The organism is Bradyrhizobium sp., from assembly GCF_030693485.1.
GTDB lineage: Bacteria > Pseudomonadota > Alphaproteobacteria > Rhizobiales > Xanthobacteraceae > Bradyrhizobium.
On sequence record NZ_JAUYAN010000067.1, the window covers coordinates 1 to 23,955 of the forward strand.

Genomic DNA, 23,955 nt, shown 5'->3' on the forward strand with positions numbered 1-23,955 from the left:
TTGACGGTATCGCCCGAGTCGCCGCGGGGACCAGCGACGTCGCGCTGGTCGACATCAACGAATTGATCCGGTTTCGCGACAAGCCCGGGGCGCGCCCGATCAAGGCGGTATTCGTGCTGTTCAACAAGGCGCCCTACGCCATCATTGCCCGCAAGAGCCGCGGCATTCGCGCGCTCTCCGATATCGAAGGCAAGACACTCGGCGTCCCCGAGGGCGATCTGTCGATCCGGCTGTGGCCGGCGTTGGCCCGGCAGAACGGTATCAGGACCGCCAGCGTCAAGCAGAGCAGGATCAGCGCCGCCGTGCGCGAGCCGATGCTGTCGGCTGGGCAGGTCGACGCCGTGACCGGGTTTTCCTACCTTTCGGGCGTCAATCTGAGGGACCGTGGCATTCCCGCCGACGACCTCGCCGTGCTGCGCTACGCCGATTATGGCTGCGAGGCCTACGGTTTCGCGCTGATCGTCAGCCCGGCATTCGCCGCCGCCAAGCCCGAGGCGGTAAAGGGTTTTCTGCGCGCGGTGATGGCCGGCATCCACCTCACCGTCAAGGACCCGACGCGCGCCGCAGAGGAAGTGGTGAGCCGGATGGACGGCGGATCGCGCGATCTCGAGCTGGAACGCCTGCACGCGGTCATTCGCGACAACATCCTCACCGCCGACGTGAGGCGCAACGGCATCGGCGGCATCGACCCCATCAGGTTCGGGCGCGCGGTCGACCAGATCGCCGAGGACTACAAATTCCAGAAACGGCCTGACGGAGCCGATATTTTCGACGATTCCTTCCTGCCCGCACCCGGCGACCGCGTGATCAATTGAGGAAGAAGGCTGTATCTCCGCGGCGATCCCTGATTAGAATACGACTCTGACCATCGTCCGCCCCGCCGACCCTTCGAGTCCCGCCCGCATGACCATGATTCGACTTTATACCCGCGTGCTCGAGCTGCTCGGCAAAGAAGCGCGGCTGGGCTGGATCCTCGCCGGCGCCAACCTGCTGCTGGCTGGCGCGCAATTCGCCGAGCCGGTGCTGTTCGGCCGCATCGTCGATGTGCTTTCGGGCAAGCCAACCGGGGGACCGCTGTCGTCGTCCTCGGCCTGGCCGCTGCTGGCGGCATGGGCCGCGTTCGGCCTGTTCACGATCCTCTGCAGTGCCGCGGTCGCGCTGCACGCCGACCGGCTGGCGCACCGCCAGCGCCAGGTGGTGCTGACGAATTATTTCGAGCACATCATGCAGCTGCCGCTGACCTTCCACACCGGCACCCATTCCGGCCGGCTGATGAAGGTGATGCTGAACGGCACCGACTCGCTGTGGCGGCTGTGGCTCGGATTTTTCCGCGAGCATTTCTCCGCGATCCTGTCGCTGGTGGTGCTGCTGCCGCTGGCGCTCTACATCAACTGGCGGCTGGCGGTTCTGCTGTTCATCCTTTGCGTGGTGTTCACGGTGCTGACCACGCTGGTGGTGCGCAAGACCTACGGCATGCAAAGCGAGGTGGAGGGGCATTACAGCGACCTCTCCGCCCGCGCCTCCGACGCGCTCGGCAATGTCGCGCTGGTGCAAAGCTTCGTTAGGATCCAGGCCGAGGTGCAGGGCCTGCGCTTCGTCGCCGACAAGCTCTTGGCGGTGCAGATGCCGGTGCTGTCGTGGTGGGCGCTGGTCACCATCATCACGCGGGCGTCGACCACCATCACGGTGCTGGCGATCTTCACCGTAGGAATCGCGCTGCACGAAAAGGGCCTCACCACGGTCGGCGAAATCGTGATGTTCGTGAGCTTCGCCACCATGCTGATCCAGAAGCTCGAACAGGTGGTCTCCTTCGTCAACAACGTCTTCATGGAAGCGCCGCGCCTGCAGGAATTCTTCAACGTGCTGGATGCGGTGCCCGCGGTGCGCGACCGGCCCGATGCGATCGATCCCGGCCGGCTGTCGGGCATGGTCGAATTCAAGGACGTGTCATTTTCCTATGACGGCAAGCGGCCCGCGGTCGAGGACCTTTCCTTCACCGCGCTGCCCGGCCAGACCATCGCGCTGGTCGGTCCCACCGGCGCCGGGAAATCCACCGCGATCGCGCTGCTGCATCGTGCCTTCGACCCGCAGTCGGGCTTCATCAGGGTCGACGGCATGGACGTCCGCGGCCTGACGCTGACGGCGCTGCGGCGGAATATCGGCGTCGTATTCCAGGAAGCGTTGCTGTTCAACCGTTCGATTGCGGACAATCTGCGGGTCGGCAAGCCGGACGCCACGGACGAGGAACTGCGGATCGCGGCAGGCCGCGCCCAGGCGCTGGAATTCATCGAGCGCGGCGAGCAGGGGTTTCAGACCAATGCCGGCGAGCGCGGACGCATGCTGTCCGGCGGCGAACGGCAGCGATTGTCGATTGCCCGCGCATTGCTGAAGGATCCGCCGATCCTGATCCTCGACGAGGCTACCAGCGCGCTCGATGCCGTCACCGAGGCCAAGCTCAACGCTGCGCTCGACGAGGTGATGAAGGGCCGCACCACTTTCGTGATCGCGCATCGGCTCTCCACCATTCGCCACGCCACGCGGATCCTGATGTTCGACAATGGCCGCGTGATCGAAAGTGGAACTTTCGATGAACTGGTGGCGCAAGGCGGCCGTTTTGCGGAACTTGCAAGGGCCCAGTTCATGGTCCAGGAAAATGTCCGGGCCAGCATCCAGACGCCACCGCACGACAGTGCGGCTGTCAAGATTTAAGTATCGCCAGTATTTGACCTATTTCGTCCACGATTTAATCTCACAAGCTCTGTTCCGGACCGGCAGACCGGTATAGATTTGCATCCGCCGGACACGCTTGAAACCCGCACGTCACACCCCAGGACCTCCTCTTCGAGAGGCGGGTCTCAAAGGACCGGAATCGGATAGTGCATTTTACTTTCGCCTCGCTTCGCAAGATTTCGTTGAGCTTGATCGTCGCCGGCGCAGCGCTCGCCGTCATCGCACCGCGCGTCGCGCTTGCGGAAGCGCTGCTGGTGGTTGAAGCCGATACCGGCAAGGTGCTTCAGGCGGAGAACGCCACCTATCCCTGGTATCCCGCATCCGTCACCAAGATGATGACGGCGTATGTGGTGCTGAAGGCGGTGAAAGAAGGCCGGCTGACGCTCGAAGGCACGCTGACGGTGTCGCCGGTAGCCGCCTCGCAGTCGCCGTCGAAGATGGGCTTCAAGCCGGGCACGCTGGTCACGGTCGAAAACGCCCTGCACATGATGATGGTGAAATCGGCCAACGATATGGCTGTGGTACTCGCCGAGGGCGTCGCCGGTTCGGTCGACGGTTTCTCGGCGCAGATGAACCAGACCGCGCTCAGGCTCGGCATGACGCAGACCACCTACGTCAACCCGAACGGCCTGCCCGCCGACGGCCAGGTCACCTCGGCGCGCGATCTCGTCATCCTGGCGCGCGCGATCATTCGCGATCTGCCGGAGTTCGAATATTTCATGCACACCCCCTCGATCCGGTACGGCCGGCGGGTCACGCAGAATTTCAACAAGCTGATCGGGCGCTACCCCGGCGCCGACGGTTTCAAGACCGGCTTCATTTGCGCCTCCGGCTACAATCTGGTTGCCTCCGCCACGCGCAACGGCAGGCGGTTGATCGCGGTGGTGCTCGGCTCTTCGTCGGGCCAGGCGCGCGCGGTGAAGGCCGCGCAACTGCTCGACCGCGGCTTTGCCGACAACACGCTGAGCTGGCTTCGCCCCTCGCTTGGTACCGTCGACAATCTGGCGCCGATCGATGCCTCGCCGCCGAACCTGCGCGACGAAATTTGCAACGGCAAGCGCAAGCGCCCGGCGACCGACGAAGACGCAGACACCGTGGCCAGCAACGGTGCGAGCAGTGGCGAATCCCCCGCCGTCACCTTCTTCACCGCCGGGCTGCAGGCGCCGATGGCGAAGCCTTCTGAATTGATGGCGGCGGCGCCAGCGGCATCGCAGCCCGTCGTCGTCTACACCGGCCCCAAGAAGACCGGCGCCGCCCTGATTGCCGCGGTGGCCGTGGACGAACAGAAGCAGACGACGAAGCGGCGCGGAAAGAAGTCGCGGGTCGCGGCCAGCAAGCCGGACGCCGCCGAAGCCAAACAGGCCGGCAAGGAAACCAAGTCCGAAGCCAAGTCTGAAGCGAAATCGGACGGCAAACCCGCCGCCAAGCCCAAAGCCGTCAGGCAGGCCCACGCCAGGCCGGACACGGCCCCAAAGGCCGCGGAAAAGCCCGTGACCGCAGCCGCCAAGCCCAAAGCCGCTGAGAAGCCTGCGGAAAAGCCGGCTGCAAAGCCTGCCGCGAAACCCGCGCCCAAGAGCAGTGACGCCAGGCCTGCGGAGACAAAACCTGCTGGCGCAAAACCTTCCGCCGCCAAGCCAGCCGCGGCCGCGCCGCGCGGTTAAGGACACATTCGGCCGGTCGGACCGGCCGTTTTTAGCCGACGGTGCGTCGATAGCACGCAGCCGCTTGCCATCGGCGGCTGCATTGCTCAATACTGCCGAAAACAGGCGTCCCGGCCAGGAAAACGGGTAACAAACCAAGAGGGGAAGTACCATGGAGCGGATCTGGCTCAAGCAATATCCGGCCGGCGTGCCGACCGATATCGACGTCAACCAGTACAAATCGCTGGTCGAACTGCTGGAGGAGAGCTTCAAGAAGTTCGCCGACCGCAGGGCCTTCATCTGCATGGACAAGTCGATCAGCTATCGCGAGCTCGACGAGATGTCTCAGGCGCTCGGCGCCTATCTGCAGAGCAAGGGCCTGGCGAAGGGCGCCCGCGTCGCGCTGATGATGCCGAACGTGCTGCAGTATCCGGTATCGACCGCCGCCGTGCTGCGCGCCGGCTATGCTGTGGTGAACGTCAATCCGCTCTACACCCCGCGCGAGCTCGAGCACCAGCTCAAGGATTCCGGCGCCGAGGCGATCATCGTGCTGGAGAATTTCGCCAACACGGTGCAGCAGGTGATTGCGAAGACCGCGGTCAAGCATGTCATCGTCGGCAGCATGGGCGATCTGCTCGGCTTCAAGGGCGTGATCGTCAATCTGGTGGTGCGGCGCGTGAAGAAGATGGTGCCGGCCTGGTCGATCCCGGGATCGGTCGCCTTCAACGACGCGGTCGCGGCCGGCCGCGGCTTGAAGCTGACCAAGCCGACACTGACGCTCGATGACGTCGCCTTCCTGCAATACACCGGTGGCACGACCGGCGTTTCCAAGGGTGCGACGCTGCTTCATCGCAATATCCTGGCCAACGTATTGCAGAACGACGCCTGGCTGCAGCCCGCCTTGAAGAAGCCGCCGCATGTCGATGAACTGTTCATCGTCTGCGCGCTGCCGCTCTACCATATCTTCGCGCTGACGGCGTGCTTCCTGCTCGGCGTCCGCGCCGGCGGCGTCAACCTGTTGATCCCGAACCCGCGCGACATGCCCGGCTTCATCAAGGAATTGATGAAATACAAGGTCAACAGCTTCCCGGCGGTCAACACGCTCTATAACGGCCTGTTGAATTCGCCCGGTTTCGACAAGGTCGATTTCTCCAAGCTGAAGACCTCGTTCGGCGGCGGCATGGCGACGCAAAAGGCGGTCGCCGAAAAATGGCTGAAGACCACCGGCTGCGCGCTGTCAGAAGGCTACGGCCTGTCGGAAACCTCTCCGACCCTGACCTGCAATCCCGCCGATACCGACAAGTTCTCGGGCTCGATCGGCATTCCCGTGCCGTCGACCTATATCTCGATCCGCGACGATGACGGCAACGAAGTGCCGCTCGGCACGCCGGGCGAAATCTGCGCCAAGGGCCCGCAGGTGATGGCCGGCTACTGGAACCGGCCGGAAGAGACCGCCAATGTGATGACCGCGGACGGCTTCTTCCGCACCGGCGACATCGGCGTGATGGACGAGCGCGGCTACACGAAGATCGTCGACCGCAAGAAGGACATGATCCTGGTGTCCGGCTTCAACGTTTATCCCAACGAGGTCGAGGAAGTGATCGCGAGCCATCCGGGCGTGCTGGAATGCGCCGTGATCGGCGTCGAGGATTCCAAATCGGGCGAGGCGGTCAAGGCCTTCATCGTCAAGAAGGACCCCAACCTCACGCCCGAGGACGTCATCAAGTTCTGCGGCACCCAGCTGACCGGCTACAAGGTCCCCAAGCAGATCGAATTCCGGCCCGATTTGCCGAAGACCAATGTCGGCAAGATCCTGCGCCGCGAACTGCGCGACGAAAAAAAGAAAGCCGCGGCGGCCTGAACGAACGATATCGCGAGCGTCCGGCTTGACCGGCGCTCGCGACATAGAGCCTGCCGAAATCCTCGCGTTCTGGCGCGAAGCCGGCGGCGAGCGCTGGTACAAGCGAGACGATGCATTCGATGCCGCGGTGCGCAGCCGCTATCTTGAACTGTGGCAGCGGGCAAAGACCGGCCAGCTGTCGTCCTGGGAGGCGACCGATGACGGCGCGCTGGCGCTGACCATCGTGCTCGACCAGTTTCCCCGCAACATGTTTCGCGAGGACAGCAGGACCTATTCGAGCGATGCGCTGGCCCGCGAGGTGGCAAGCCGCGCCATCGCGCGCGGCGCCGACACGCGTGTCGACGCGCAATTGCTGGAATTTTTCTACATGCCGTTCATGCATTCGGAGCATTTGCCCGACCAGTTGCGTTGCGTCGAACTGTTCCGCCACGCCGGCAACACCAAAAATATCAAATACGCCGAAGACCACGCCGGCATCGTTGCCCGGTTCGGGCGCTTTCCGCATCGCAACCGCATCCTGGGGCGCACGACGACGCCGGAGGAGCAGGCGTTTCTTGACGGCGGCGGGTTTTCCGGCTGATGACGGAACAGTGAAGGCGCAATGAAGGCATCTGGCCATTGCTGTTTCCGTGGCGCTGAATATTGTGCGCCCGACCCGTCCGGTTTAAGAAACATCCGCACATTCAAGGAGAATTGACGATGACCATCAATGTTGGCGACAAGCTGCCGGAAGCAAAGTTTCGCGTGATGACGGCGGAAGGACCGCAGGTCAAGACCACCGACGACATCTTCAAGGGCAAGAAGGTCGCGCTGTTCGCGGTGCCCGGCGCCTATACCGGCACCTGCCACAAGATGCATCTGCCCAGCATTTTCCTCAACGCCTATGCCATCAAGGACAAGGGCGTGAGCACCATCGCGATCGTCTCGGTCAACGACGCTTTCGTCATGGGGGCCTGGAAGCGCGACACCGACCAGCGCGACGAGGCCACCTTCCTCGCCGACGGCAACGCCGAATTCACCAAGGCGATCGGCATGGAGCTGGATGCTTCCGGCAACGGCCTTGGCATCCGCTCCAAGCGCTACTCGATGCTGGTTGATGACGGCGTGGTGAAGAAAATCAATCTCGAGCCGGCACCGGGCAAGGTCGAGGTTTCCGGCGGCGATACGCTGCTCGGGCAGCTGTAAGCGGCGGACTCTTCTTTCCTTCTCCCCTTGTGGGAGAAGGTGGCTCGCATCGCCAGATGCGAGCCGGATGAGGGGTCGCTATCCGCGGAGACAGACCCCTCACCCGTCCGCGATGCTTCGCATCGCGTCCACCCTCTCCCACAAGGGGAGAGGGGAAGAGGCGTCCACTTCCGGCCCTACTTCTTCAGCCGCCCCATCGCGACGCCCTCGCGGGCGAGTTGGTCGGCGCGTTCGTTTTCGTCGTGGCCGACGTGGCCCTTGACCCAGTGCCAGCGCACCTGGTGCTGGTGCAGCGAGGCGTCGAGCCGCTGCCACAAATCGACGTTCTTGACCGGCTTCTTGTCCGAGGTGCGCCAGCCGTTCTTTTTCCAGCCGTGGATCCAGCCGGTGATGCCCTGACGGACATACTGGCTGTCGGTGTACAGATCGACGCTGCACGGCTTCTTCAGGGTTTCCAGCGCCGAGATCGCCGCCATCAGCTCCATGCGGTTGTTGGTGGTATGCGGCTCGCCGCCCTTCAATTCCTTCTCGACCTCACCGAATTTCAGGATCGCGCCCCAGCCGCCCGGGCCCGGATTGCCCGAGCAGGCGCCGTCGGTGTGGATGGTGACCGCGGGCAATGAACTCACGCCGGCAGCCCCGGGGTTTCGACGCCATAATCGCGAATGCCGGCGACGCTCTGCTGGAAACGCAGCTTGCGGACATATTCCAGCGGATCTTTCGGCCGCACCAGCGCGCCTTCGGGAACGTTGAGAAAATCCACCAGCCTCGTCAACAGAAAGCGCAGGGCGGACCCGCGCGCCAGCAGCGGCAGCGCATTCTGTTCGGCTTCGCTCAATGCGCGCACACGGCCATAGGCGCCGAGAAACGCCCGCGCCTTGGTGATGTTGAACGAATTATCGCTCTCGAAGCACCAGGCGTTGAGACAGATCGCGACGTCGTAGGCCAGCATGTCATTGCAGGCGAAAGTGAAGTCGATCAGGCCGGACACCTTCTCGCCCAGAAAGAATACGTTGTCCGGAAACAGGTCGGCATGGATCACGCCCTGCGGCAGATCATTCGGCCAGATGCCGGCCTCGAGATAATCGAGCTCGGCGCGGAGAAAATCGCGCAAACCGTGCTGCACCTCGTCGGCGCGCGACGCGGCCTGCTCGAACAGCGGACGCCAACCCGATACCGACAGCGCGTTGGCGCGGGTCATGGCGAAATCGCGCCCGGCCAGATGCATTTTAGCCAGCGCTTCGCCTACGCCTGCGCAATGCGCGGCATTGGGTTTTCGAGGCCAGATGCCTTCGAGAAAATTGATGATGACCGCGGGCCGGCCGGACAGCGAGCTCAGCGCGTCGCCGCTTTTGTTCCTGAGCGGCTCCGGGCAGATGATGCCGCGCGAGGCCAGATGCGTCATCAACCCGAGAAAGAACGGCAGCTCGCTTTTGGCAACGCGCTTTTCATACAGCGTCAGGATGAAATAACCGGCCGTGGTGTGCAGCAGGAAATTGGAATTTTCGACACCTTCGGCGATGCCCTTGTAGGACAGCACTTCACCGATGTCGTAGGCCCCGAGGAATTCCGCAAGCTCGTCGGCGGCGACGTCGGTATAAACCGCCATGGCCGCCTACGCCGCGTCGGGCCGCAGCGAACGCGGCAGCGGGAAGAACTCGTTCTCTTCCGCGGCCGACACCGTCTCCACATGCAGTTCGTAGCGTTCGGCGAAGGCGCCCATGATCTCCTCGACTATCACTTCCGGCGCCGAGGCGCCCGCGGTGATGCCGAGGCTCTTGATGCCCTCGAACATTTTCCAGTCGATGTCGCTGGCGCGCTGCGCCAGCACCGAAACCGGGCAGCCTTCGCGCTCGGCGACTTCACGCAGTCGCTGCGAGTTGGACGAATTCGGCGCGCCGACCACGATCAGGGCGTCGACCACTGGCGCCACCTTCTTGACTGCAAGCTGGCGGTTGGTGGTGGCGTAGCAGATGTCTTCCTTGTGCGGACCGGAGATGTTCGGAAACCGTTCCTTCAGCAATGCCACGATCTCGGCGGTGTCGTCGATCGACAGCGTCGTCTGCGTCACGAAGGCCAGATTGTTGGGATCCTTCGGCGTGTGGGTCTTGGCGTCTTCCGCGGTCTCGATCAGCGTCACCGCGCCGACCGGCAACTGGCCGAGCGTGCCGACCACCTCAGGGTGGTGGGAATGTCCGATCAACAGGATTTCGCGGCCGCGCTTGAAATGGATCGCGGCCTCCCGGTGCACCTTGGTGACCAGCGGGCAGGTGGCGTCGAGCGAGAAGAAATTGCGGGCGCGGGCGTCCGCGGGCACCGATTTGGGCACCCCGTGGGCCGAAAAGACCACCGGCGCGTTGGTATTGTCGGGGATTTCGGCCAGTTCCTCGACGAAAATCGCGCCTTTAGCCCGCAGGCTGTCGACCACATAGCGGTTGTGAACGATCTCGTGGCGGACATAGACTGGAGCGCCGTAGATGGTCAGCGCCCGTTCCACGGTGTCGATCGCCCGAACCACGCCGGCGCAGAAGCCGCGGGGCGAGCAAAGCACGATTCTAAGGGGTGGTTTGGCCTGCATGGACAAATCTCGAAACCGGCTAACCCCTCGCCGCCGGGCAGGGAACGGTCAATTTTTTAAAAGACTTTGGCTAAAGAGGACTTGGGACGGCTTTTGAGCGCTGTCAAGGCCGGTCAGCAAACCATTGCGTGGATAGCCCCGGACGGCTTATATAGGGCGTAATTCCCGTCATCGCTGATGACCACTGGCTTCGCCTCCAAAAAGGGTGGGCGAAGCGCTAAGGAGATTTGCCATGAGCAATGCACCGCTGATGCCAAAAGCGACTGCCGTATGGCTGGTTGACAATACCGCGCTTACCTTCGACCAGGTGGCCGATTTCACCAAAATGCACCCGCTCGAGGTCCGCGCCATCGCCGACGGCGACGCCGCCCAGGGCATCAAGGGCATGGACCCGATTTCGACCGGCCAATTGAGCCGCGACGAGATCGAAAAGGGCGAAAAAGACCCGAATTACCGGCTTAAGCTCGGCGAGAGCAAGGTAACGCTGCCGCCACAGGCCAAGAAAAAGGGGCCCCGCTATACCCCGGTTTCGCGCCGCCACGAGCGGCCGAGCGCGATCCTGTGGCTGGTGCGCAACCACTCCGAATTGAAGGACGCCCAGATCATGCGTTTGGTCGGCACCACCAAGACCACGATCGCCAGCGTACGCGATCGCACCCACTGGAATGCCTCCACCCTGACCCCGATGGATCCGGTCACGCTAGGCCTGTGCTCGCAGATCGAGCTCGATTTCGAGGTGCAGCGCGCTGCCAAGGAAAAGCCGATCGATGCCGCCTATGGCGGTGCAACCCTGTTACCGGCCTCGGAAACCACCGCCCGCAAGGAGCCGGAATTCGAGCCCAGCGAAAAGCAACGCGACGACCTCAACGTCGATGCGGTATTCGCAAAGCTGAAGGGCATCGGCGGCGGGAAGAAGCAGGACGACGCGGACTGACTAAGGAGCGGAAGGGCGCCCGCGTAGCGCGCCCCGCCGCATCAACTCACGTTACGCAGCGGCCGGGCTGCAGCGCTTTGGCGGCTTCGCTCAACACACTGAACACGGGCTCGCAGCCCACCGGAGGCCTCCGGTCGCTGGAGTTGAACTGCGAGGGCGCGGCGGGGCCATTGCGGACCGCCGTCTCGGGCTTTCTGGCGAACGGCATCCGGACCAGGACCGTGGTGTCGGAAAGGCTCTCCAGCCGCAGCGAGATGGTCTGGGTCTGCTCGGCCGATTGGGCGGCGCCGGCGGCACGATCGGTCTTGGCCGAACGGTTGATGCCGGTCACCGGGGTGTCGGTGAGAGCCTGTTGGCCCATGGAGAGATCGTGGCCGGACGCCAGCTGCGCCGCGCCGAGCGTCAGCGAAACGGCGATCGCACCAAAAATTGCTCTTGAGAGGTGTGCCATGTTGGTTGATCCCTCGTCCCATTGACGATCACAGCCACAACGCGAGGGAACCCGCGGGGTTCTGGGAACCGGCCATCACTTAACCGTGTGCGAAAAGATAATCACAGGGCGGGAACGAGTCGGGAGCCTGTGCGTATTCCAAACAGCCGGTCTTCCCCCCTGCCCCATTGACCGGCGACGTAGGGCGCGACTGTGGTGATGCCAGTCGCGCCCTGCTTTTTGCCCGGATGACAAAAATTCCTTGGGGCGATCGCATCGGCCTGATCGGATTGTGCTAACCGTCGTTGATGTGTCGGAAGTCGGTCTTGCCGGCGTGCTATGGCCCCTTATTGAGTACGGAACGGTTAAATGGCTTCGGCCCGAGTATCGCCTCCCCCTTCCCCCCTACGCATCGAATTGACGGCCGCCGCGGAAGGCCTGGCCGACAATGAGGACGTTTTGCGCAGTGTGCTCGCCGGGTGCGGCGATTGCATCAAGATCCTGGACCTCGACGGCCGCCTGCAATTCATGAGCGAAGGCGGCCAGCGGGTGATGGAAGTCGACGACTTCGGGCCGCTCAAGGGTTGCCCATGGCCGGATTTCTGGGCCGGCGACGGCAACGTGGAAGCGAGGCGCGCGGTAGCAACCGCCAGGGCCGGCGGCATCGGGCGCTTCAAGGGCCCGGCCAATACCGCCAGGGGCAACCCGCGCTACTGGGATGTGCAGGTCTCCGGGATCATGGGCGCCGACGGCAAGCCGTCGCATCTGCTGTCGATCTCCCGCGACATCACCGAGGAATGGCGCGCGGTCACCGAACTGAAAGAGTCCGTCGAACGTCAGGCGGTGCTGGCGCTCGAACTGCAGCATCGCATCAAGAACACGCTGGCGATGGTCGGCGCCATCGCCAACCAGACCATGCAGGGCGACAGCGTGGCCGACGCCCGCGAGGCGTTTGCGGCGCGCCTGATGACCCTGAGCCGCGCCCACGATCTGCTGACGCAATCGAGCTGGGCAAGCGCCCCAATCCGGGACGTCGTGGAAGGCGCGCTCGCGGCGCATCGCACCAGCCAGCGCCAGATCAGCGTCAGCGGTCCCGATCTGCATCTGACCGCCAAGCAGGCGCTGGCGCTCGCGGTGGCGATCCACGAACTCGCCACCAACGCCACCAAATACGGCGCGCTGTCAGGCAATGGCAGCGTCGCCGTGGCGTGGTCCGATCGACCGGTCGGCGGCACCGAAACCTTCAGCTTCCGCTGGACCGAAAGCGGCGGCCCTGCCGTGACCGAGCCTACGAAAAAAGGCTTCGGTTCGCGCCTGATCGAAAAAATGCTGCCGAACGATTTCGGCGGCGAGGTGCGGACATTCTACCGGCCGGGCGGCGTGGTATGCGAGCTGACGTCGCCGCTGGGGCGGCTGAATTCGGAGGGTCAGGGCTGAACTGCAGCGCCGGCGGGGGTCTCTGCAAAAATCACGAAAACAACCCCATGCAATGCCCCAACTCGCCGTACCCGTGCTGCTTTGGGTCCAGGCATCGCGCCCCTGACCTGGCCCTCTCCCGCTACGCGTTCCGCCAACAGGTCAAAAGAAATTCGGCGCGCCTCGCAGCGCACCGAATTCATTTCAATACAACAGCTTCCCGCTCGGCTCTACGCCACCCGCGGCGCCCTGTTGCGCGAGTTACGCTGGAAGAACAGGGCCTGGCTGGCGACGGCGGAAACCATCGCGGGCTGGAACGGCTTGGAGATCAGGAACGCCGGCTCGGGGCGCTCGCCGGTCAGGAAGCGTTCGGGATAGGCGGTGATGAACACCACCGGCACTTCGAACACCTTCAGCAGTTCATTCACGGCGTCGAGACCGGAGGAGCCGTCGGCGAGCTGGATGTCGGCGAGGATCAGGCCGGGCTTCTTGTTCTTGGCCAGCGCGATGGCATCGGCATGGGTGCGGGCGACGCCGATCACGTTGTGACCGAGGTTTTTCACCAGGCTCTCGAGATCCATCGCGATGAAGGTCTCGTCCTCGATGATCAGCACGTCGGTGGCGATCTCGGCGGCCATCTCACGGCCGGCGGTATCGGCCAGCTTGCGGGTTTCGGTGACGTCGACGCCGAGAATCCAGGACACTTCCTCTTCGGAAAAACCTTCCAGCGACAGCAGCAGGAAGGCCTGCCGCGGCAGCGGCGTAATATTCGACAGCCGCCGCTCCGACGGCATCGGCAGGGTCGCGATGTCGGAATCGTCGTTGAGCGAAACCGAATTCCAGATTTTCGTGAACAGCCGGAACAGGCCGGCGCGCGGGCCGTGCTGCTCGTCGAGCAGGGCCGGGTCCTGCAGCAGGGCTTCCAGCATGGCGCCGACATAGGCGTCGCCGGAGGCCTGATTTCCCGTCAGCGCACGGGCATAGCGCCGCAATAACGGTAAATGTTCAGCAACAAGCTGTGATCGCGACATCCCCACTCCATATCCTGCTCTTGGGCCAAACCATTTCGTTGGGTGACCCGGTTCCCTTGTGTGCGAGACTACGTCCCACCCTGCAAAAAGTTCCCCTGTTCCCGGGAACTTTCCGGCGCAATTGGAATTAGCCCCGTTAGAACGACAGCAAAGGCCTCGGAATCAAGGATAATTCTTGAAACTACAAGGACTTAACTCTCGGGGAAGCGTGGAACAGGTCATGAAAGATGTAAAGTCTCAAGCCAGCAAGGTGGCCGCTCCCGGAAAGCCGGGCCGGCTCAACACCGAGATTCAGTCGAGAATCGGGCACCAGCTCAGGGCGATGTATGACGACGTGGTGCGGCAGGGCGTGCCGGATCGTTTCGCCGAACTGATCAAGAAGCTCGATGCACCTGGACCTTCCGGGGATCCCGCCAAAAACGACGGGAGGGACTAATGCCTCTCACAGATTCACTTCGCGACGACATTCTTGCGTCGGTCCCGTCCTTGCGCGCATTTGCGATTTCGCTCAGCGGCAATGGCGATCGCGCCGACGATCTCGTGCAGGAGACCCTGCTGCGGGCGCTTGCCAATATCGACTCTTTCCAGCCGGGCTCGAACCTGCCGGCCTGGCTGTTCACGATCCTGCGCAACCTGTTCCGCTCCGACTATCGCAAGCGGCGGCGGGAGGTGGAGGACGCCGACGGCAATTATGCCAAGACCCTGAAAACCCAGCCGGCGCAAAGCGCACATCTGGAATTCGAGGAGTTTCGCGTGGCGCTCGACAAGCTGCCGCAGGACCAGCGCGAAGCGCTGATCCTGGTCGGCGCCTCCGGCTTCTCCTATGAGGACGCCGCGGCGATCTGCGGCTGCGCGGTCGGCACCATCAAGAGCCGCGTCAACCGCGCGCGCTCGAAACTGAGCGCGTTGCTCTATGTCGACGGCGCCGACGATTTCGGTCCCGACGATACCGTCCGCGCCGTGATCGGCGGCAGCGGGGGTTGATTGAGAGCGTATTGAAAAGCAAAAGGCGGCCCGGTGGGGCCGCCTTTTTTTTGCGATGAATCATAGGGTGCGGGCAAAGGTGCACTTGCGCCGTACCCACCGGCTTTTCGTGCGCAGAAGATGGTGGGCACGCTTCGCTTTGCCCACCCTGCGGATTCCGGATTGTGCTACCGCCCGCGCTTGACCGGCGCCGACAATTGTTCGGTGCGGTCGCGCTCGGTCATGTCGACGACGGTCTCCATCGGCGCGGTGAGTTCGTAGACGTAGCTGACATCGGTAAAGAACCGTTTCGACGCGCCCCCCAGCGCCTCCGGCGCGACGCGATCGAGCAGGATCAGGCCGAAATCGCTGTCGGCGCGGCGGGTCGCCTCGCTGGTGTTGAACTCCTCCCAGCGAAAATTGAAGATGGCGTCGGGCTCTTCGCCGGTCACTTCCCAATGCGCGACGATGTGGGGATGCTTGCCGACCAGCGAGAGCCCCTCGTCGGAATGCGACGCCAATTCGAAGAACAACAGCGACAGGCTCTGGGCGGCGCGCGCGCTGACCGCGATATCGGGACCGGAGACCGCGATGCGCTCGGCATGGGGGATCGCGCGCGCCTCGAACAGCCCCTTCAGTTTCACGCCCTGCCACTGGCTTTCGGACAGCAGCGAAACCACGTTCGACATGGCGTGGATGCGGCCGATCAGCAGTTCGCGAGCGACGTCGATGTCGGAGCCATGACGCAGCGTCCGCGTCACGATCGACTGGATCACCGCCAGGATATTCTTGACGCGGTGATTGAGTTCGTCGATCACGGCGGTCAGCCGCCGCTCGAAGCCGATCCGTACCTGGATCTCGCGGCTGAGCCGCAGGTTGTTGTAGGCGACATAGCCGAACAATCCGCAGACGATGCCGGTCAGGGCCAGGCCGATCGCGGCGACGATCGCGGCGGTCTGCTTTGCCCGCACCACCGCATTGGTCTTGGCGTAGTAGGCCAGCGACCAGTCACGGCCGCCGAAACCGATCTTCCTGACCATCGAGGGTGGTGCCGATTCAGGTCCGACCGCCCGCGAGGCGATGTTGTCGCGGTTGAGGGCGATCAGTTCCTGGTCCGCGTTGCGCGGATCCTTCAGCACCACCGAGAACAGCGAGAGGTCGTCATTCGCCAGCATCAGCGGCGCCAGCTCATAGGAAAACGTCACGAAGCCCGCGGACACAGCGCTGCCCTCCTGCAGCACGGGCGCCGCCAGCACGATGCCCACCGGCCCGCCCGCGCGCAGCAGCGGAAAGGGATCGGACGCCACCGGCTTGCCTTCAGCCATCGCCCGCGCCAGCATCGTCCCCAGCACCGGATGCTGGTCGAGGGCACGACCCGGGAAAATCCGGGTTTCCGCGTTGCGGGGCTCGACGTCCATCACCACGTCGATCGGCTTGTCGAGCACATTTGGATCCAGAGGCTTGTCATCGAACCCGCGGATCGCGGGATTGGAAAATCCGGCGCCGGCAAGCTCCGTGCGTGCTTCAGACAGCTCGTCGGGCTGCAGCCGCGCGATCCAGCTGGCGACGACGAAATCGGTCTTGAAAGCATAGATCGAGGATCGCAGCGGCTGCAGCATATTGGCCTTGATCACGCTGGGGGCGCGAAACAGCCCGGCGGCAACGCGGGCGAGCAACTCGCGTTCGGTCAGCCGTTCCTGCACCAGGCCGGCGTGAACGTCGATCGCGCGCGCCACCGCGATCCCCTCCAGCATCAGCTCCTGATCGTGGACACGATAAGCCGCGAGCCCGGAGAACAGGACCCCGATCAGTGCGATAAAGCCGATGATGAAACCAAGCCGAACCACTCGCTTACTCAACGATGAGGCGTTGGCGAAGAAAACAGATCAAGCATTTGACGTCCGCCGGTGCGGCGAGAATCCGAAACAGGAGAAAGCCAGCCGACTCATATAATGAAGGAGCGATCATCGGTACGCAACTACGGTTGGGGGGCGCGGGACCAAACAAGGTTTCCCGGCAGTGCTTTCCGGCGAGCCAGAGAGTGCTAATCGCGGCGGCGCGGTTTTGTTCCGGCGGGGCTGATGATCTTTCTGCCGCTGTCCTGGGCGTCGTCATTCCGTGGCGATGCAAAGCATCGAAACCGGAGTTCCGAGATTCCGGGTTCGCCTCTGCGAGGCGCCCCGGCATGACGAAGAGTTCACTCAGCTGGCCTTGGCCGGCGCCGCCGGGCTGAGACCCCCTTTGGCCTCGATGAAGCCGATGATGCGGTCGAGTCCTTCGCTCTTTTTCAGGTTGGTCATCACGAAGGGCCGCTCGCCCCGCATCCGCCGCGCATCGGTGTCCATCTTCTCCAGGGACGCGCCGACATGCGGCGCGAGGTCGATCTTGTTGATCACCAGCAGGTCCGAGCGCGTGATGCCGGGGCCGCCCTTGGAAGGGATCTTGTCGCCGGCGGCGACGTCGATGACATAGATCGTGAGATCGGCGAGCTCCGGCGAGAAGGTGGCAGCGAGATTGTCGCCGCCGGATTCGATCAGCACCAGATCGAGGCCGGGAAACTTCGCGCGCATGTCGGCGACCGCGGCGAGGTTCATCGAGGCGTCCTCGCGGATCGCGGTATGCGGACAGCCGCCGGTCTCGACACCGGCGATGCGGTCCGGCGTCAGTGACCCCGAGCGCACCAGGAATTCGGCGTCCCATTTGGTGTAGATGTCGTTGGTGATCGCGGCGATGTCGTAGCGCTCGCGCATCGCCTTGCAGAGCAGATCCATCAGCGCGGTCTTGCCGGAGCCGACGGGACCACCGATGCCGATACGAAGCGGGCCATGGGAGTTGGACATGTCAGGGGTTCTTTCTGTTTCGTCGCATTCCGCTAGGCGATCGTCCCGGCAAACTCTTTCGTCGTCCCTGCGAACGCAGGGACCCATAGCCACCGGCGGTTGTTGTGAATGAAGGCCTCTGCTCTCCTGCCCGAGCGATGGGCCGCGGCGTATGGGCCCCTGCGTTCGCAGGGGCGACGAAGCAATGGTGCGTCCTGCCACTCATGACCGGAACAGCCGCGTGTATTGCGTCTCATGCCGCAGGCTGGCCAGATCGGCGCGAAACGTTGCGCTGCCGAGATCGTCGAGCGAGGCCTGCAGCGCCCGACTGGCGGTGGCGACGACGACCGGCTCCAGCTGCGCCAGCACGCGCTGGCTGTCGGTTTGCCCGAGCGGGATCAGCCGGGCGCCGGCAGAAATCCAGTTCGAGGTCACGGCGTGAAAGAAAGCGTGCATCGTGGAGGCCAGCGGAATGTCATGCGCGGCGCTGACCAGGCCAACCGCGACGGGATAGACGATGGCGCCATCGCATTGCGCCACCAGTTGATCGAGCCCGTCGCAATTCCAGGCCGAACGCGCAATCTCGATGAAGGCGCGGCCCTGCGACGAGGTTTCCAGCTGGCGTTCGCGCGAAGGCAAGAACGCGGCCGCGAGTTCCGCGACCTCGCACAACAGTGCCTCGTCATGCGAAGCGGCCGCGCGGTAGGCGTGGGCCACAAACACGCCGTCGCAGAAGCCGGCGCCATCGACCAGCATCGAAGCCAGCCAGTTACTCAGGCAAGCCGCATCGGTGATATCGCCGGCTTCCACCGCCCATTCGATGCCGCTGGAATAGGAGAACGCGCCGACCGGAAAGGCCGGCGACAGCCAGGTCATCAGCCGGTACAGCGCCGCGCCCTCGGCTTCCGTCATCCCGCCGGGATGGTCCAGTGGCGGCGATTTATTTGTGGTCATGAGCATGGGAATGACCGTGGTGATGGTCGTGATCGCAATGCTCGTCGTGATGGTGAGCACCGGCGTGATCGTGGTGGCCATGATCGTGCGACGCATGATCGTGCGCGGCATGGGCATGGCCGCCGCCGGCATAGGCGCCGCCCTCGGGATCGAACGGCGCCTCGATCTCGATCACGCGTGCGCCGAGCCCCTTCACCATCGCCTCGATGACGTGGTCGCGCCGGATCCGCAGGCCCTTCGGCATGATCTGGGTCGGCAAATGGCGATTGCCGAGATGCCAGCCGACCCGTACCAGGTGCTGCGGATCTTTGCAGCGAATCTCGATCAGTGGCTCCGGCGCCGCCACCACCTCGATGAGGCGTCCATCCTCCAGCACCAGCGCGTCACCGCCGCGCAACGCCACCGCGTTTTCGAGATCGAGCAGGAATTCGAGCCCGCGTGTGCCGGCCATCACCATCCGCCGCCGGTGCCGATCGTCGAAATCGAGCACGACGGTATCGGCCGGTGCTTCCTTCCAGTGATGCTGGCCTTTGACCTGCGTCGCACGAATCATGTTTAAAGCTTCTCGACCTTGCCGTCGCTGATGATCTCGATCACCGTCGGCGAGGCCCGATAGGGTGCTGCATATTCGCGCCAGACCTTCATGTGCGGCGCCTTGCCATGGGCGTTGAGGTCGTCGCGGGTCTCCCAGCGCTCCACCACGACGTAGAGATTGGGGTCGTGAATGCTGGTGTGGCCTTCATAGGAGATGCAGCCCTTCTCCTTGCGCGTCTCGGCAATGCATTCCTTGTGACCTTTGATGAAGGCTTCGCGGCCTTCCGGCTTCACCTGCGTGGTGGCAATCACGTAAATCATCCGCCTTCTCCTTGTTGTTGTTTTCAGCGCACGGTGACGTCGGCGGGTGTGATGATTTCGATCTTCGGCGGCGCCGCCATGCACTTCACCGCGACGCGGCCAAAGGTCTTCATGTGCTCCATGCCGCGATGCGGCACCAGCGCCTCGGCGTTTTCCCACTGCTCGACGAACACCATCTTGGTGGCATCGGTGACGCTCTCATGCAGATCATAGGCGATATTGCCGGGCTCCTGGCGGGTACCCGCGATGCAGGCGGTGGCGGCGGCGATGAATTCGGCGCGCGTTTCGGGCTTGATGGTCAGTGTCGCAACGACGTAGATCACGAGATCCTCCCGGGCTTGTTCTGGCTTAAGGATGCCGGGAGCGAGCTTAGAACATGAAGTAGCGCTGCGCCATGGGCAGAACCTCGGCCGGCGCGCAGGTCAGCAATTCGCCGTCGGCGCGCACCTCATAGGTTTCCGGATCGACCTCGATTTTCGGCGTGGCGGAATTATGGATCATGCTCTTCTTGGAGATGCCGCCGCGGGTGTTTTGTACCGCGTAGAGCTTCTTCTCGATCCCGAGCTTCTTCGCCAGCCCGCCGGTGATGGCGGCCTTCGAGGTGAACACAACCGAGGACGCCGTCAGCGACTTGCCGTAGGCCGCGAACATCGGTTGGTAATGCACCGGCTGCGGCGTGGGAATGGACGCGTTCGGATCGCCCATCGGGGCCGCCACGATCGAGCCGCCCTTGATGATGCAGTCCGGCTTGACGCCGAAAAACGCCGGCGACCACAGCACGAGATCGGCGAGTTTGCCCTTCTCCACCGAGCCGATCAGTTTCGATACGCCATGCGCAATGGCGGGGTTGATGGTGTATTTGGCAATGTAGCGCTTGACGCGAAAATTGTCGTTGTTGCCCTTGTCCTGTGGCAGCGAGCCGCGCTGCTTCTTCATCTTGTCGGCGGTCTGCCAGGTCCGGATGATGACTTCACCGAGCCGACCCATCGCCTGCGAATCAGATGACATCATCGAGAGCGCGCCGAGATCGTGCAGGATATCCTCGGCGGCGATGGTCTCTTTCCGGATACGGCTTTCGGCGAAGGCGAGATCCTCGGCGATCGAGGGATCGAGGTGGTGGCACACCATCAGCATGTCCAGATGCTCGTCGATGGTGTTGCGGGTAAACGGCCGCGTCGGATTGGTCGAGGACGGCAGCACGTTTTTCAACCCGGCGATCTTGATGAGGTCGGGCGCGTGGCCGCCGCCAGCGCCCTCGGTGTGGAAGGCGTGGATAGTGCGGCCCTTGAACGCTTTTACGGTATCTTCGACGAATCCGGACTCGTTCAGCGTGTCGGAATGGATCATGACCTGGATGTCGTAGTCGTCGGCGACGGAAAGGCAATTGTCGATGGCCGCCGGCGTGGTGCCCCAGTCCTCGTGCAGTTTCAACGCACAGGCGCCGGCCTTGATCATCTCGACCAGTGCGGCGGGCCGCGAGGCGTTGCCCTTGCCTGAAATGCCGAGATTGACCGGAAAGGCATCGAACGACTGGATCATCCGCGCCATGTGCCAGGGCCCGGGCGTACAGGTGGTCGCAAACGTGCCATGCGACGGGCCGGTGCCCCCGCCCAGCATTGAGGTAACGCCGGACATCAGCGCGTGCTCGATCTGCTGCGGGCAGATGAAATGGATGTGGCTGTCGAATCCGCCGGCGGTGAGAATCTTGCCCTCGCCCGCGATCACGTCGGTACCGGGGCCGATCACGATGGTGACGCCGGGCTGGATGTCGGGATTGCCGGCCTTGCCGATGGCGCTGATATAGCCTTCCTTGATGGCGACGTCGGCCTTGACGATGCCCCAGTGGTCGACGATCAGCGCATTGGTGATGACGGTATCGGCCGCGCCCTGCCGGTTGGTGACCTGGGATTGTCCCATGCCGTCGCGGATCACCTTGCCGCCACCGAATTTCACTTCCTCGCCATAGATGGTGAAATCCTTCTCGACCTCGATGATGAGGTCGGTATCGGCCAGCCGCACCCGGTCGCCGGTGGTGGGCCCGAACATGTCGGCATAGACGGAACGTTTGATCTTGACGCTCATGATTGCGCTCCAGCCGCTTTCAACGTGTTCACAGCTTGCCCTGTATCTCGCCGCGAAAACCGTAGACCATGCGCTTGCCCGCCAGCGCCACCAGTTGCACGTCGCGGGTCTGGCCGGGTTCGAAGCGCACGGCGGTGCCGGCGGCGATGTCGAGCCGCATGCCGCGGGCTTTCTTGCGATCGAATTTCAGCGCCGGGTTGGTTTCGAAGAAATGGTAGTGCGAGCCGACCTGGATCGGACGGTCGCCGCTGTTGGCTACTGTCAGCGTTACGGTCTTGCGGCCGGCATTGAGTTCGATCTCGCCGTGCTGGATGAAGAGTTCGCCGGGGATCATCTTTGGCCTTTCTCCGTCATTCCGGGGCGCGTCACAGTCGCGAACCCGGAATCTCGTTCCGATTACTTCTGAGTTCCGGGTTCGACGCTATGCGCCGCCCCGAAATGACTGACATCATCTTATCGGCTCATGCACGGTGACGAGCTTGGTGCCGTCGGGGAACGTCGCTTCGACCTGGATGACGTGGATCATCTCGGCGATGCCATCCATGCACTGCGCGCGGGTGATGACCTCGGCGCCCGCCTTCATCAACTCGGCGACGGTGCGGCCGTCGCGGGCGCCCTCGACGATGAAATCGGAGATGATGGCGATGGCCTCGGGATGGTTGAGCTTGACGCCGCGCTCCAGCCGGCGCCGCGCCACCATCGCCGCCATCGAGATCAGCAGCTTGTCCTTTTCGCGGGGAGACAGATTCATGCCAACACTCTAATTCGATTGAACGATCTAGTTGAGCCACATCCGCGGCAGCGCTGTAGTCGAGGCGCGGCCGAGCACCGCCATCATATCGGCGCGCAGCCTCGCCGCATCTTGGGCACAGAACCGGGCCATTGCAAATCCATTCCAGCTGGATATGCCGACCTCGCCGCCGAACGGAGTTGCCACCTCGCGAATCCGCTCCACCAGCGCCTCGTCGCCGGGCACGATCAGCGCCATGCCGATGGCGACGCCGCCATTGGCGACCGCGGGTTTTGTCAGTTTGGCTCCGATGTCGCCGTCGAGCCGGACGGTTTCGGCGAAGGCCAGCCGGCCACCGCGGCGCAGCCGCCAGCGGTCGACGAACTCGCCCTGCAGCATGCGCTCGCCCATCGCGGCGCGGCCGAACACCACGATTTCGCAGAGCAACAGCGAGGCACGTTCGGCGAGGTCGATATCGATCCGCCGCGTTACCCGCGCGCGGTCAAACAGGATGGTTTCCTGCGGCAGCCAGCTCATATGCGCACCGGCAGCGACCTTCAGGGTGATGTTGACTTCGGCGGCCGGCCCCTGAGCCCGATAGATTTTTTCCGCCGCCGCCGTGGTCACCGCGAGGCTGGAGCCCTCGCCGACCGCGATGTCGATATCGAACCGGTCGCCGCCCGCAATGCCACCGGCGGTATTGACGAACATGGCCGAGAGGCCTTCCGCCTCGGGAGATGGAAAGCGGACGCGCAAGGAGCCTGATTCATTCAGCTGGCGACGGCGGGTGACGCCCTCCACCTGGTGGACGTCGAACGTCACCGAGCCCTGCGCCCGGTTGGCCGCGAAGATCGCCGAGGCAGCACTCGTGGGTTCGGTCCGCATCCACCCTCAAAATCTTCGCAACGTTCGTTTACAACGCCATCTGGCGGCTGATTTCAGCGGGATCCATCGCGCTGCGATCGCAGGCATATTTCACGGCGCCCCGGTCCATCACCGCGAAATTGTCGCCGAGCTCGCAGGCAAAGTCGAGATATTGTTCGACCAGCACGATCGCCATCGTCCCCAGGCTGCGCAGATAGGAGATGGCGCGGCCGATGTCCTTGATAATCGACGGCTGGATGCCTTCGGTCGGCTCGTCGAGCAGCAGCAGTTTCGGTCGCATCACCAGCGCCCGGCCGATCGCCAGTTGCTGCTGCTGGCCGCCGGACAAATCGCCGCCGCGGCGGCCGAGCATCGAGTTCAGCACGGGAAACAGCGAAAACACGTCGTCGGGAATGGTGCGGTCGTCACGCTTCAGCGGCCCGAAGCCGGTCTTGAGGTTTTCCTCAACCGTCAGCAGGGGAAAGATTTCGCGGCCCTGCGGCACGAAGCCGATACCCTTGCGGGCCCGCTCATAAGGCTTCAGGCCGGAAATATCGTCGCCGTCGAACGTGATCGAGCCCGATGCGATCGGATACTGGCCGACCATGGCCCGCAGCAGCGAGGTCTTGCCGACGCCGTTGCGGCCCAGCACGCAGGTCACCTTGCCGGGCTCGGCCGTGATCGAGACGCCGCGCAACGCCTGCGCCGCACCATAGTAGAGGCTGATGTTGTCGACCTTCAGCATGATTCAGCGCCCCAGATACACTTCGATCACGCGCTCGTTCGATGAAACCTGATCGATGGTCCCCTCCGCCAGCACGGTGCCTTCGTGCAGACAGGTCACCTTGACGCCGAGTTCGCGCACGAAGGTCATGTCGTGCTC

Annotated in this window: 26 protein-coding genes and 1 pseudogene; 10 read left to right on the forward strand and 17 right to left on the reverse strand. The window is 63.6% G+C overall.

Annotated elements, in window-relative coordinates:
- From Q8N40_RS05180 to Q8N40_RS05205, 6 genes are all read left to right on the forward strand, one after another.
- A partial coding sequence (locus tag Q8N40_RS05180; protein ID WP_305711052.1) for an ABC transporter substrate-binding protein occupies positions 1–815 on the forward strand: 815 nt, incomplete at its 5' end.
- A gap of 88 nt (positions 816–903) precedes the next feature.
- On the forward strand, positions 904–2,709 hold the full coding sequence (locus Q8N40_RS05185) for a glucan ABC transporter ATP-binding protein/ permease (protein WP_305321797.1): 1,806 nt from the start codon (positions 904–906) through the stop codon (positions 2,707–2,709).
- A 167-nt stretch (positions 2,710–2,876) separates the two neighbouring features.
- Complete coding sequence (locus Q8N40_RS05190; RefSeq protein WP_370870943.1) at positions 2,877–4,391, forward strand: serine hydrolase; 1,515 nt, start codon at positions 2,877–2,879, stop codon at positions 4,389–4,391.
- 151 nt (positions 4,392–4,542) lie between these two features.
- A complete protein-coding gene (locus tag Q8N40_RS05195) occupies positions 4,543–6,231 on the forward strand; it encodes a long-chain fatty acid--CoA ligase (protein WP_305711053.1) in 1,689 nt (562 codons plus the stop codon).
- 25 nt (positions 6,232–6,256) lie between these two features.
- On the forward strand, positions 6,257–6,811 hold the full coding sequence (locus Q8N40_RS05200) for a DUF924 family protein (RefSeq protein ID WP_305711054.1): 555 nt from the start codon (positions 6,257–6,259) through the stop codon (positions 6,809–6,811).
- A gap of 119 nt (positions 6,812–6,930) precedes the next feature.
- Positions 6,931–7,416 carry a peroxiredoxin gene (locus tag Q8N40_RS05205; RefSeq protein ID WP_305321786.1) on the forward strand — a complete coding sequence of 162 codons (486 nt, stop codon included), beginning with the start codon at positions 6,931–6,933 and terminating at the stop codon, positions 7,414–7,416.
- A 176-nt stretch (positions 7,417–7,592) separates the two neighbouring features.
- Here the strand turns inward: Q8N40_RS05205 and rnhA are convergent, their stop codons facing one another.
- The 3 genes from rnhA to ispH are packed head-to-tail and all read right to left on the reverse strand — an operon-like array spanning position 7,593 to position 9,994.
- Positions 7,593–8,045 carry a ribonuclease HI gene (gene rnhA, locus Q8N40_RS05210; RefSeq protein ID WP_305711055.1) on the reverse strand — a complete coding sequence of 151 codons (453 nt, stop codon included), beginning with the start codon at positions 8,043–8,045 and terminating at the stop codon, positions 7,593–7,595.
- Positions 8,042–9,025, reverse strand: a complete 984-nt coding sequence (locus tag Q8N40_RS05215; RefSeq protein ID WP_305711056.1) for a homoserine kinase — start codon at positions 9,023–9,025, stop codon at positions 8,042–8,044. Before Q8N40_RS05215 ends, rnhA begins: the two co-directional genes overlap by 4 nt.
- A 6-nt stretch (positions 9,026–9,031) precedes the next feature.
- On the reverse strand, positions 9,032–9,994 hold the full coding sequence (ispH, locus tag Q8N40_RS05220) for a 4-hydroxy-3-methylbut-2-enyl diphosphate reductase (protein ID WP_305711057.1): 963 nt from the start codon (positions 9,992–9,994) through the stop codon (positions 9,032–9,034).
- A gap of 232 nt (positions 9,995–10,226) precedes the next feature.
- Here ispH and Q8N40_RS05225 point away from each other — a divergent pair, with 232 nt between their 5' ends.
- Positions 10,227–10,928: a DUF1013 domain-containing protein gene (locus Q8N40_RS05225; RefSeq protein ID WP_305711058.1), complete on the forward strand. Its 702-nt coding sequence runs from the start codon at positions 10,227–10,229 to the stop codon at positions 10,926–10,928.
- 46 nt (positions 10,929–10,974) lie between these two features.
- Here the strand turns inward: Q8N40_RS05225 and Q8N40_RS05230 are convergent, their stop codons facing one another.
- Positions 10,975–11,379 (reverse strand): hypothetical protein, encoded by a 405-nt coding sequence (locus tag Q8N40_RS05230; protein WP_305319457.1) that lies wholly within the window; start codon positions 11,377–11,379, stop codon positions 10,975–10,977.
- 396 nt (positions 11,380–11,775) lie between these two features.
- On the opposite strand from Q8N40_RS05230, the gene Q8N40_RS05235 reads away from it, so the two are divergent.
- A complete protein-coding gene (locus Q8N40_RS05235; protein WP_305711059.1) occupies positions 11,776–12,795 on the forward strand; it encodes a sensor histidine kinase in 1,020 nt (339 codons plus the stop codon).
- A gap of 209 nt (positions 12,796–13,004) precedes the next feature.
- Here Q8N40_RS05235 and Q8N40_RS05240 read toward each other — a convergent pair whose 3' ends face one another.
- The gene (locus Q8N40_RS05240) at positions 13,005–13,805 is read right to left on the reverse strand and encodes a response regulator (RefSeq protein ID WP_305319455.1); all 801 of its coding nucleotides are present in this window, start codon (positions 13,803–13,805) and stop codon (positions 13,005–13,007) included.
- A gap of 220 nt (positions 13,806–14,025) precedes the next feature.
- Here Q8N40_RS05240 and Q8N40_RS05245 point away from each other — a divergent pair, with 220 nt between their 5' ends.
- Positions 14,026–14,241: a NepR family anti-sigma factor gene (locus Q8N40_RS05245; protein WP_305711060.1), complete on the forward strand. Its 216-nt coding sequence runs from the start codon at positions 14,026–14,028 to the stop codon at positions 14,239–14,241.
- The gene (locus Q8N40_RS05250) at positions 14,241–14,789 is read left to right on the forward strand and encodes a sigma-70 family RNA polymerase sigma factor (RefSeq protein WP_291864912.1); all 549 of its coding nucleotides are present in this window, start codon (positions 14,241–14,243) and stop codon (positions 14,787–14,789) included. Before Q8N40_RS05245 ends, Q8N40_RS05250 begins: the two co-directional genes overlap by 1 nt.
- Before the next feature lie 167 nt (positions 14,790–14,956).
- Here the strand turns inward: Q8N40_RS05250 and Q8N40_RS05255 are convergent, their stop codons facing one another.
- From Q8N40_RS05255 to Q8N40_RS05310, 12 genes and pseudogenes are all read right to left on the reverse strand, one after another.
- Positions 14,957–16,615 carry an HWE histidine kinase domain-containing protein gene (locus tag Q8N40_RS05255; RefSeq protein ID WP_305711061.1) on the reverse strand — a complete coding sequence of 553 codons (1,659 nt, stop codon included), beginning with the start codon at positions 16,613–16,615 and terminating at the stop codon, positions 14,957–14,959.
- 354 nt (positions 16,616–16,969) lie between these two features.
- Positions 16,970–17,608, reverse strand: coding sequence for an urease accessory protein UreG (gene ureG, locus Q8N40_RS05260; RefSeq protein WP_305319045.1), 639 nt, complete (start codon positions 17,606–17,608; stop codon positions 16,970–16,972).
- 201 nt (positions 17,609–17,809) lie between these two features.
- Positions 17,810–18,622: an urease accessory protein UreF gene (locus Q8N40_RS05265; RefSeq protein ID WP_305711062.1), complete on the reverse strand. Its 813-nt coding sequence runs from the start codon at positions 18,620–18,622 to the stop codon at positions 17,810–17,812.
- Complete coding sequence (locus Q8N40_RS05270) at positions 18,528–19,094, reverse strand: urease accessory protein UreE (protein WP_305711063.1); 567 nt, start codon at positions 19,092–19,094, stop codon at positions 18,528–18,530. The genes Q8N40_RS05265 and Q8N40_RS05270 overlap by 95 nt, the downstream gene beginning before the upstream one ends.
- Positions 19,095–19,096: 2 nt before the next feature.
- On the reverse strand, positions 19,097–19,396 hold the full coding sequence (locus Q8N40_RS05275; protein ID WP_305319048.1) for a putative quinol monooxygenase: 300 nt from the start codon (positions 19,394–19,396) through the stop codon (positions 19,097–19,099).
- Positions 19,397–19,419: 23 nt separating this feature from the next.
- Complete coding sequence (locus Q8N40_RS05280) at positions 19,420–19,719, reverse strand: putative quinol monooxygenase (RefSeq protein ID WP_305319049.1); 300 nt, start codon at positions 19,717–19,719, stop codon at positions 19,420–19,422.
- A gap of 46 nt (positions 19,720–19,765) precedes the next feature.
- Entirely contained in the window at positions 19,766–21,478 is a 1,713-nt protein-coding gene (ureC, locus tag Q8N40_RS05285; protein ID WP_305711064.1) for an urease subunit alpha, read from the reverse strand.
- A gap of 28 nt (positions 21,479–21,506) precedes the next feature.
- On the reverse strand, positions 21,507–21,812 hold the full coding sequence (locus Q8N40_RS05290) for an urease subunit beta (protein WP_305319051.1): 306 nt from the start codon (positions 21,810–21,812) through the stop codon (positions 21,507–21,509).
- Between the two features lie 114 nt (positions 21,813–21,926).
- Entirely contained in the window at positions 21,927–22,229 is a 303-nt protein-coding gene (locus Q8N40_RS05295) for an urease subunit gamma (RefSeq protein WP_305711065.1), read from the reverse strand.
- Between the two features lie 27 nt (positions 22,230–22,256).
- Positions 22,257–23,093 carry an urease accessory protein UreD gene (locus tag Q8N40_RS05300; protein ID WP_305319052.1) on the reverse strand — a complete coding sequence of 279 codons (837 nt, stop codon included), beginning with the start codon at positions 23,091–23,093 and terminating at the stop codon, positions 22,257–22,259.
- 28 nt (positions 23,094–23,121) lie between these two features.
- Positions 23,122–23,817, reverse strand: a complete 696-nt coding sequence (urtE, locus tag Q8N40_RS05305; protein WP_305711066.1) for an urea ABC transporter ATP-binding subunit UrtE — start codon at positions 23,815–23,817, stop codon at positions 23,122–23,124.
- Positions 23,818–23,820: 3 nt separating this feature from the next.
- A pseudogene (locus tag Q8N40_RS05310) lies at positions 23,821–23,955 on the reverse strand (ABC transporter ATP-binding protein); the annotation flags it as partial.

What these genes read in the sequence shown, in the direction of transcription:
- ispH (WP_305711057.1), bottom strand. Translation starts at nt 9,994, where the DNA reads ATGCAGGCCAAACCACCCCTTAGAATCGTGCTTTGCTCGCCCCGCGGC.
- Q8N40_RS05275 (WP_305319048.1), bottom strand. Translation starts at nt 19,396, where the DNA reads ATGATTTACGTGATTGCCACCACGCAGGTGAAGCCGGAAGGCCGCGAA.
- Q8N40_RS05245 (WP_305711060.1), top strand. Translation starts at nt 14,026, where the DNA reads ATGAAAGATGTAAAGTCTCAAGCCAGCAAGGTGGCCGCTCCCGGAAAG.
- Q8N40_RS05205 (WP_305321786.1), top strand. Translation starts at nt 6,931, where the DNA reads ATGACCATCAATGTTGGCGACAAGCTGCCGGAAGCAAAGTTTCGCGTG.
- Q8N40_RS05300 (WP_305319052.1), bottom strand. Translation starts at nt 23,093, where the DNA reads ATGCGGACCGAACCCACGAGTGCTGCCTCGGCGATCTTCGCGGCCAAC.
- Q8N40_RS05270 (WP_305711063.1), bottom strand. Translation starts at nt 19,094, where the DNA reads ATGATTCGTGCGACGCAGGTCAAAGGCCAGCATCACTGGAAGGAAGCA.
- Q8N40_RS05225 (WP_305711058.1), top strand. Translation starts at nt 10,227, where the DNA reads ATGAGCAATGCACCGCTGATGCCAAAAGCGACTGCCGTATGGCTGGTT.
- Q8N40_RS05230 (WP_305319457.1), bottom strand. Translation starts at nt 11,379, where the DNA reads ATGGCACACCTCTCAAGAGCAATTTTTGGTGCGATCGCCGTTTCGCTG.
- Q8N40_RS05290 (WP_305319051.1), bottom strand. Translation starts at nt 21,812, where the DNA reads ATGATCCCCGGCGAACTCTTCATCCAGCACGGCGAGATCGAACTCAAT.
- Q8N40_RS05195 (WP_305711053.1), top strand. Translation starts at nt 4,543, where the DNA reads ATGGAGCGGATCTGGCTCAAGCAATATCCGGCCGGCGTGCCGACCGAT.
- Q8N40_RS05295 (WP_305711065.1), bottom strand. Translation starts at nt 22,229, where the DNA reads ATGAATCTGTCTCCCCGCGAAAAGGACAAGCTGCTGATCTCGATGGCG.
- Q8N40_RS05265 (WP_305711062.1), bottom strand. Translation starts at nt 18,622, where the DNA reads ATGGCCACCACGATCACGCCGGTGCTCACCATCACGACGAGCATTGCG.
- Q8N40_RS05240 (WP_305319455.1), bottom strand. Translation starts at nt 13,805, where the DNA reads ATGTCGCGATCACAGCTTGTTGCTGAACATTTACCGTTATTGCGGCGC.
- ureG (WP_305319045.1), bottom strand. Translation starts at nt 17,608, where the DNA reads ATGTCCAACTCCCATGGCCCGCTTCGTATCGGCATCGGTGGTCCCGTC.
- ureC (WP_305711064.1), bottom strand. Translation starts at nt 21,478, where the DNA reads ATGAGCGTCAAGATCAAACGTTCCGTCTATGCCGACATGTTCGGGCCC.
- urtE (WP_305711066.1), bottom strand. Translation starts at nt 23,817, where the DNA reads ATGCTGAAGGTCGACAACATCAGCCTCTACTATGGTGCGGCGCAGGCG.
- Q8N40_RS05250 (WP_291864912.1), top strand. Translation starts at nt 14,241, where the DNA reads ATGCCTCTCACAGATTCACTTCGCGACGACATTCTTGCGTCGGTCCCG.
- Q8N40_RS05215 (WP_305711056.1), bottom strand. Translation starts at nt 9,025, where the DNA reads ATGGCGGTTTATACCGACGTCGCCGCCGACGAGCTTGCGGAATTCCTC.
- Q8N40_RS05185 (WP_305321797.1), top strand. Translation starts at nt 904, where the DNA reads ATGACCATGATTCGACTTTATACCCGCGTGCTCGAGCTGCTCGGCAAA.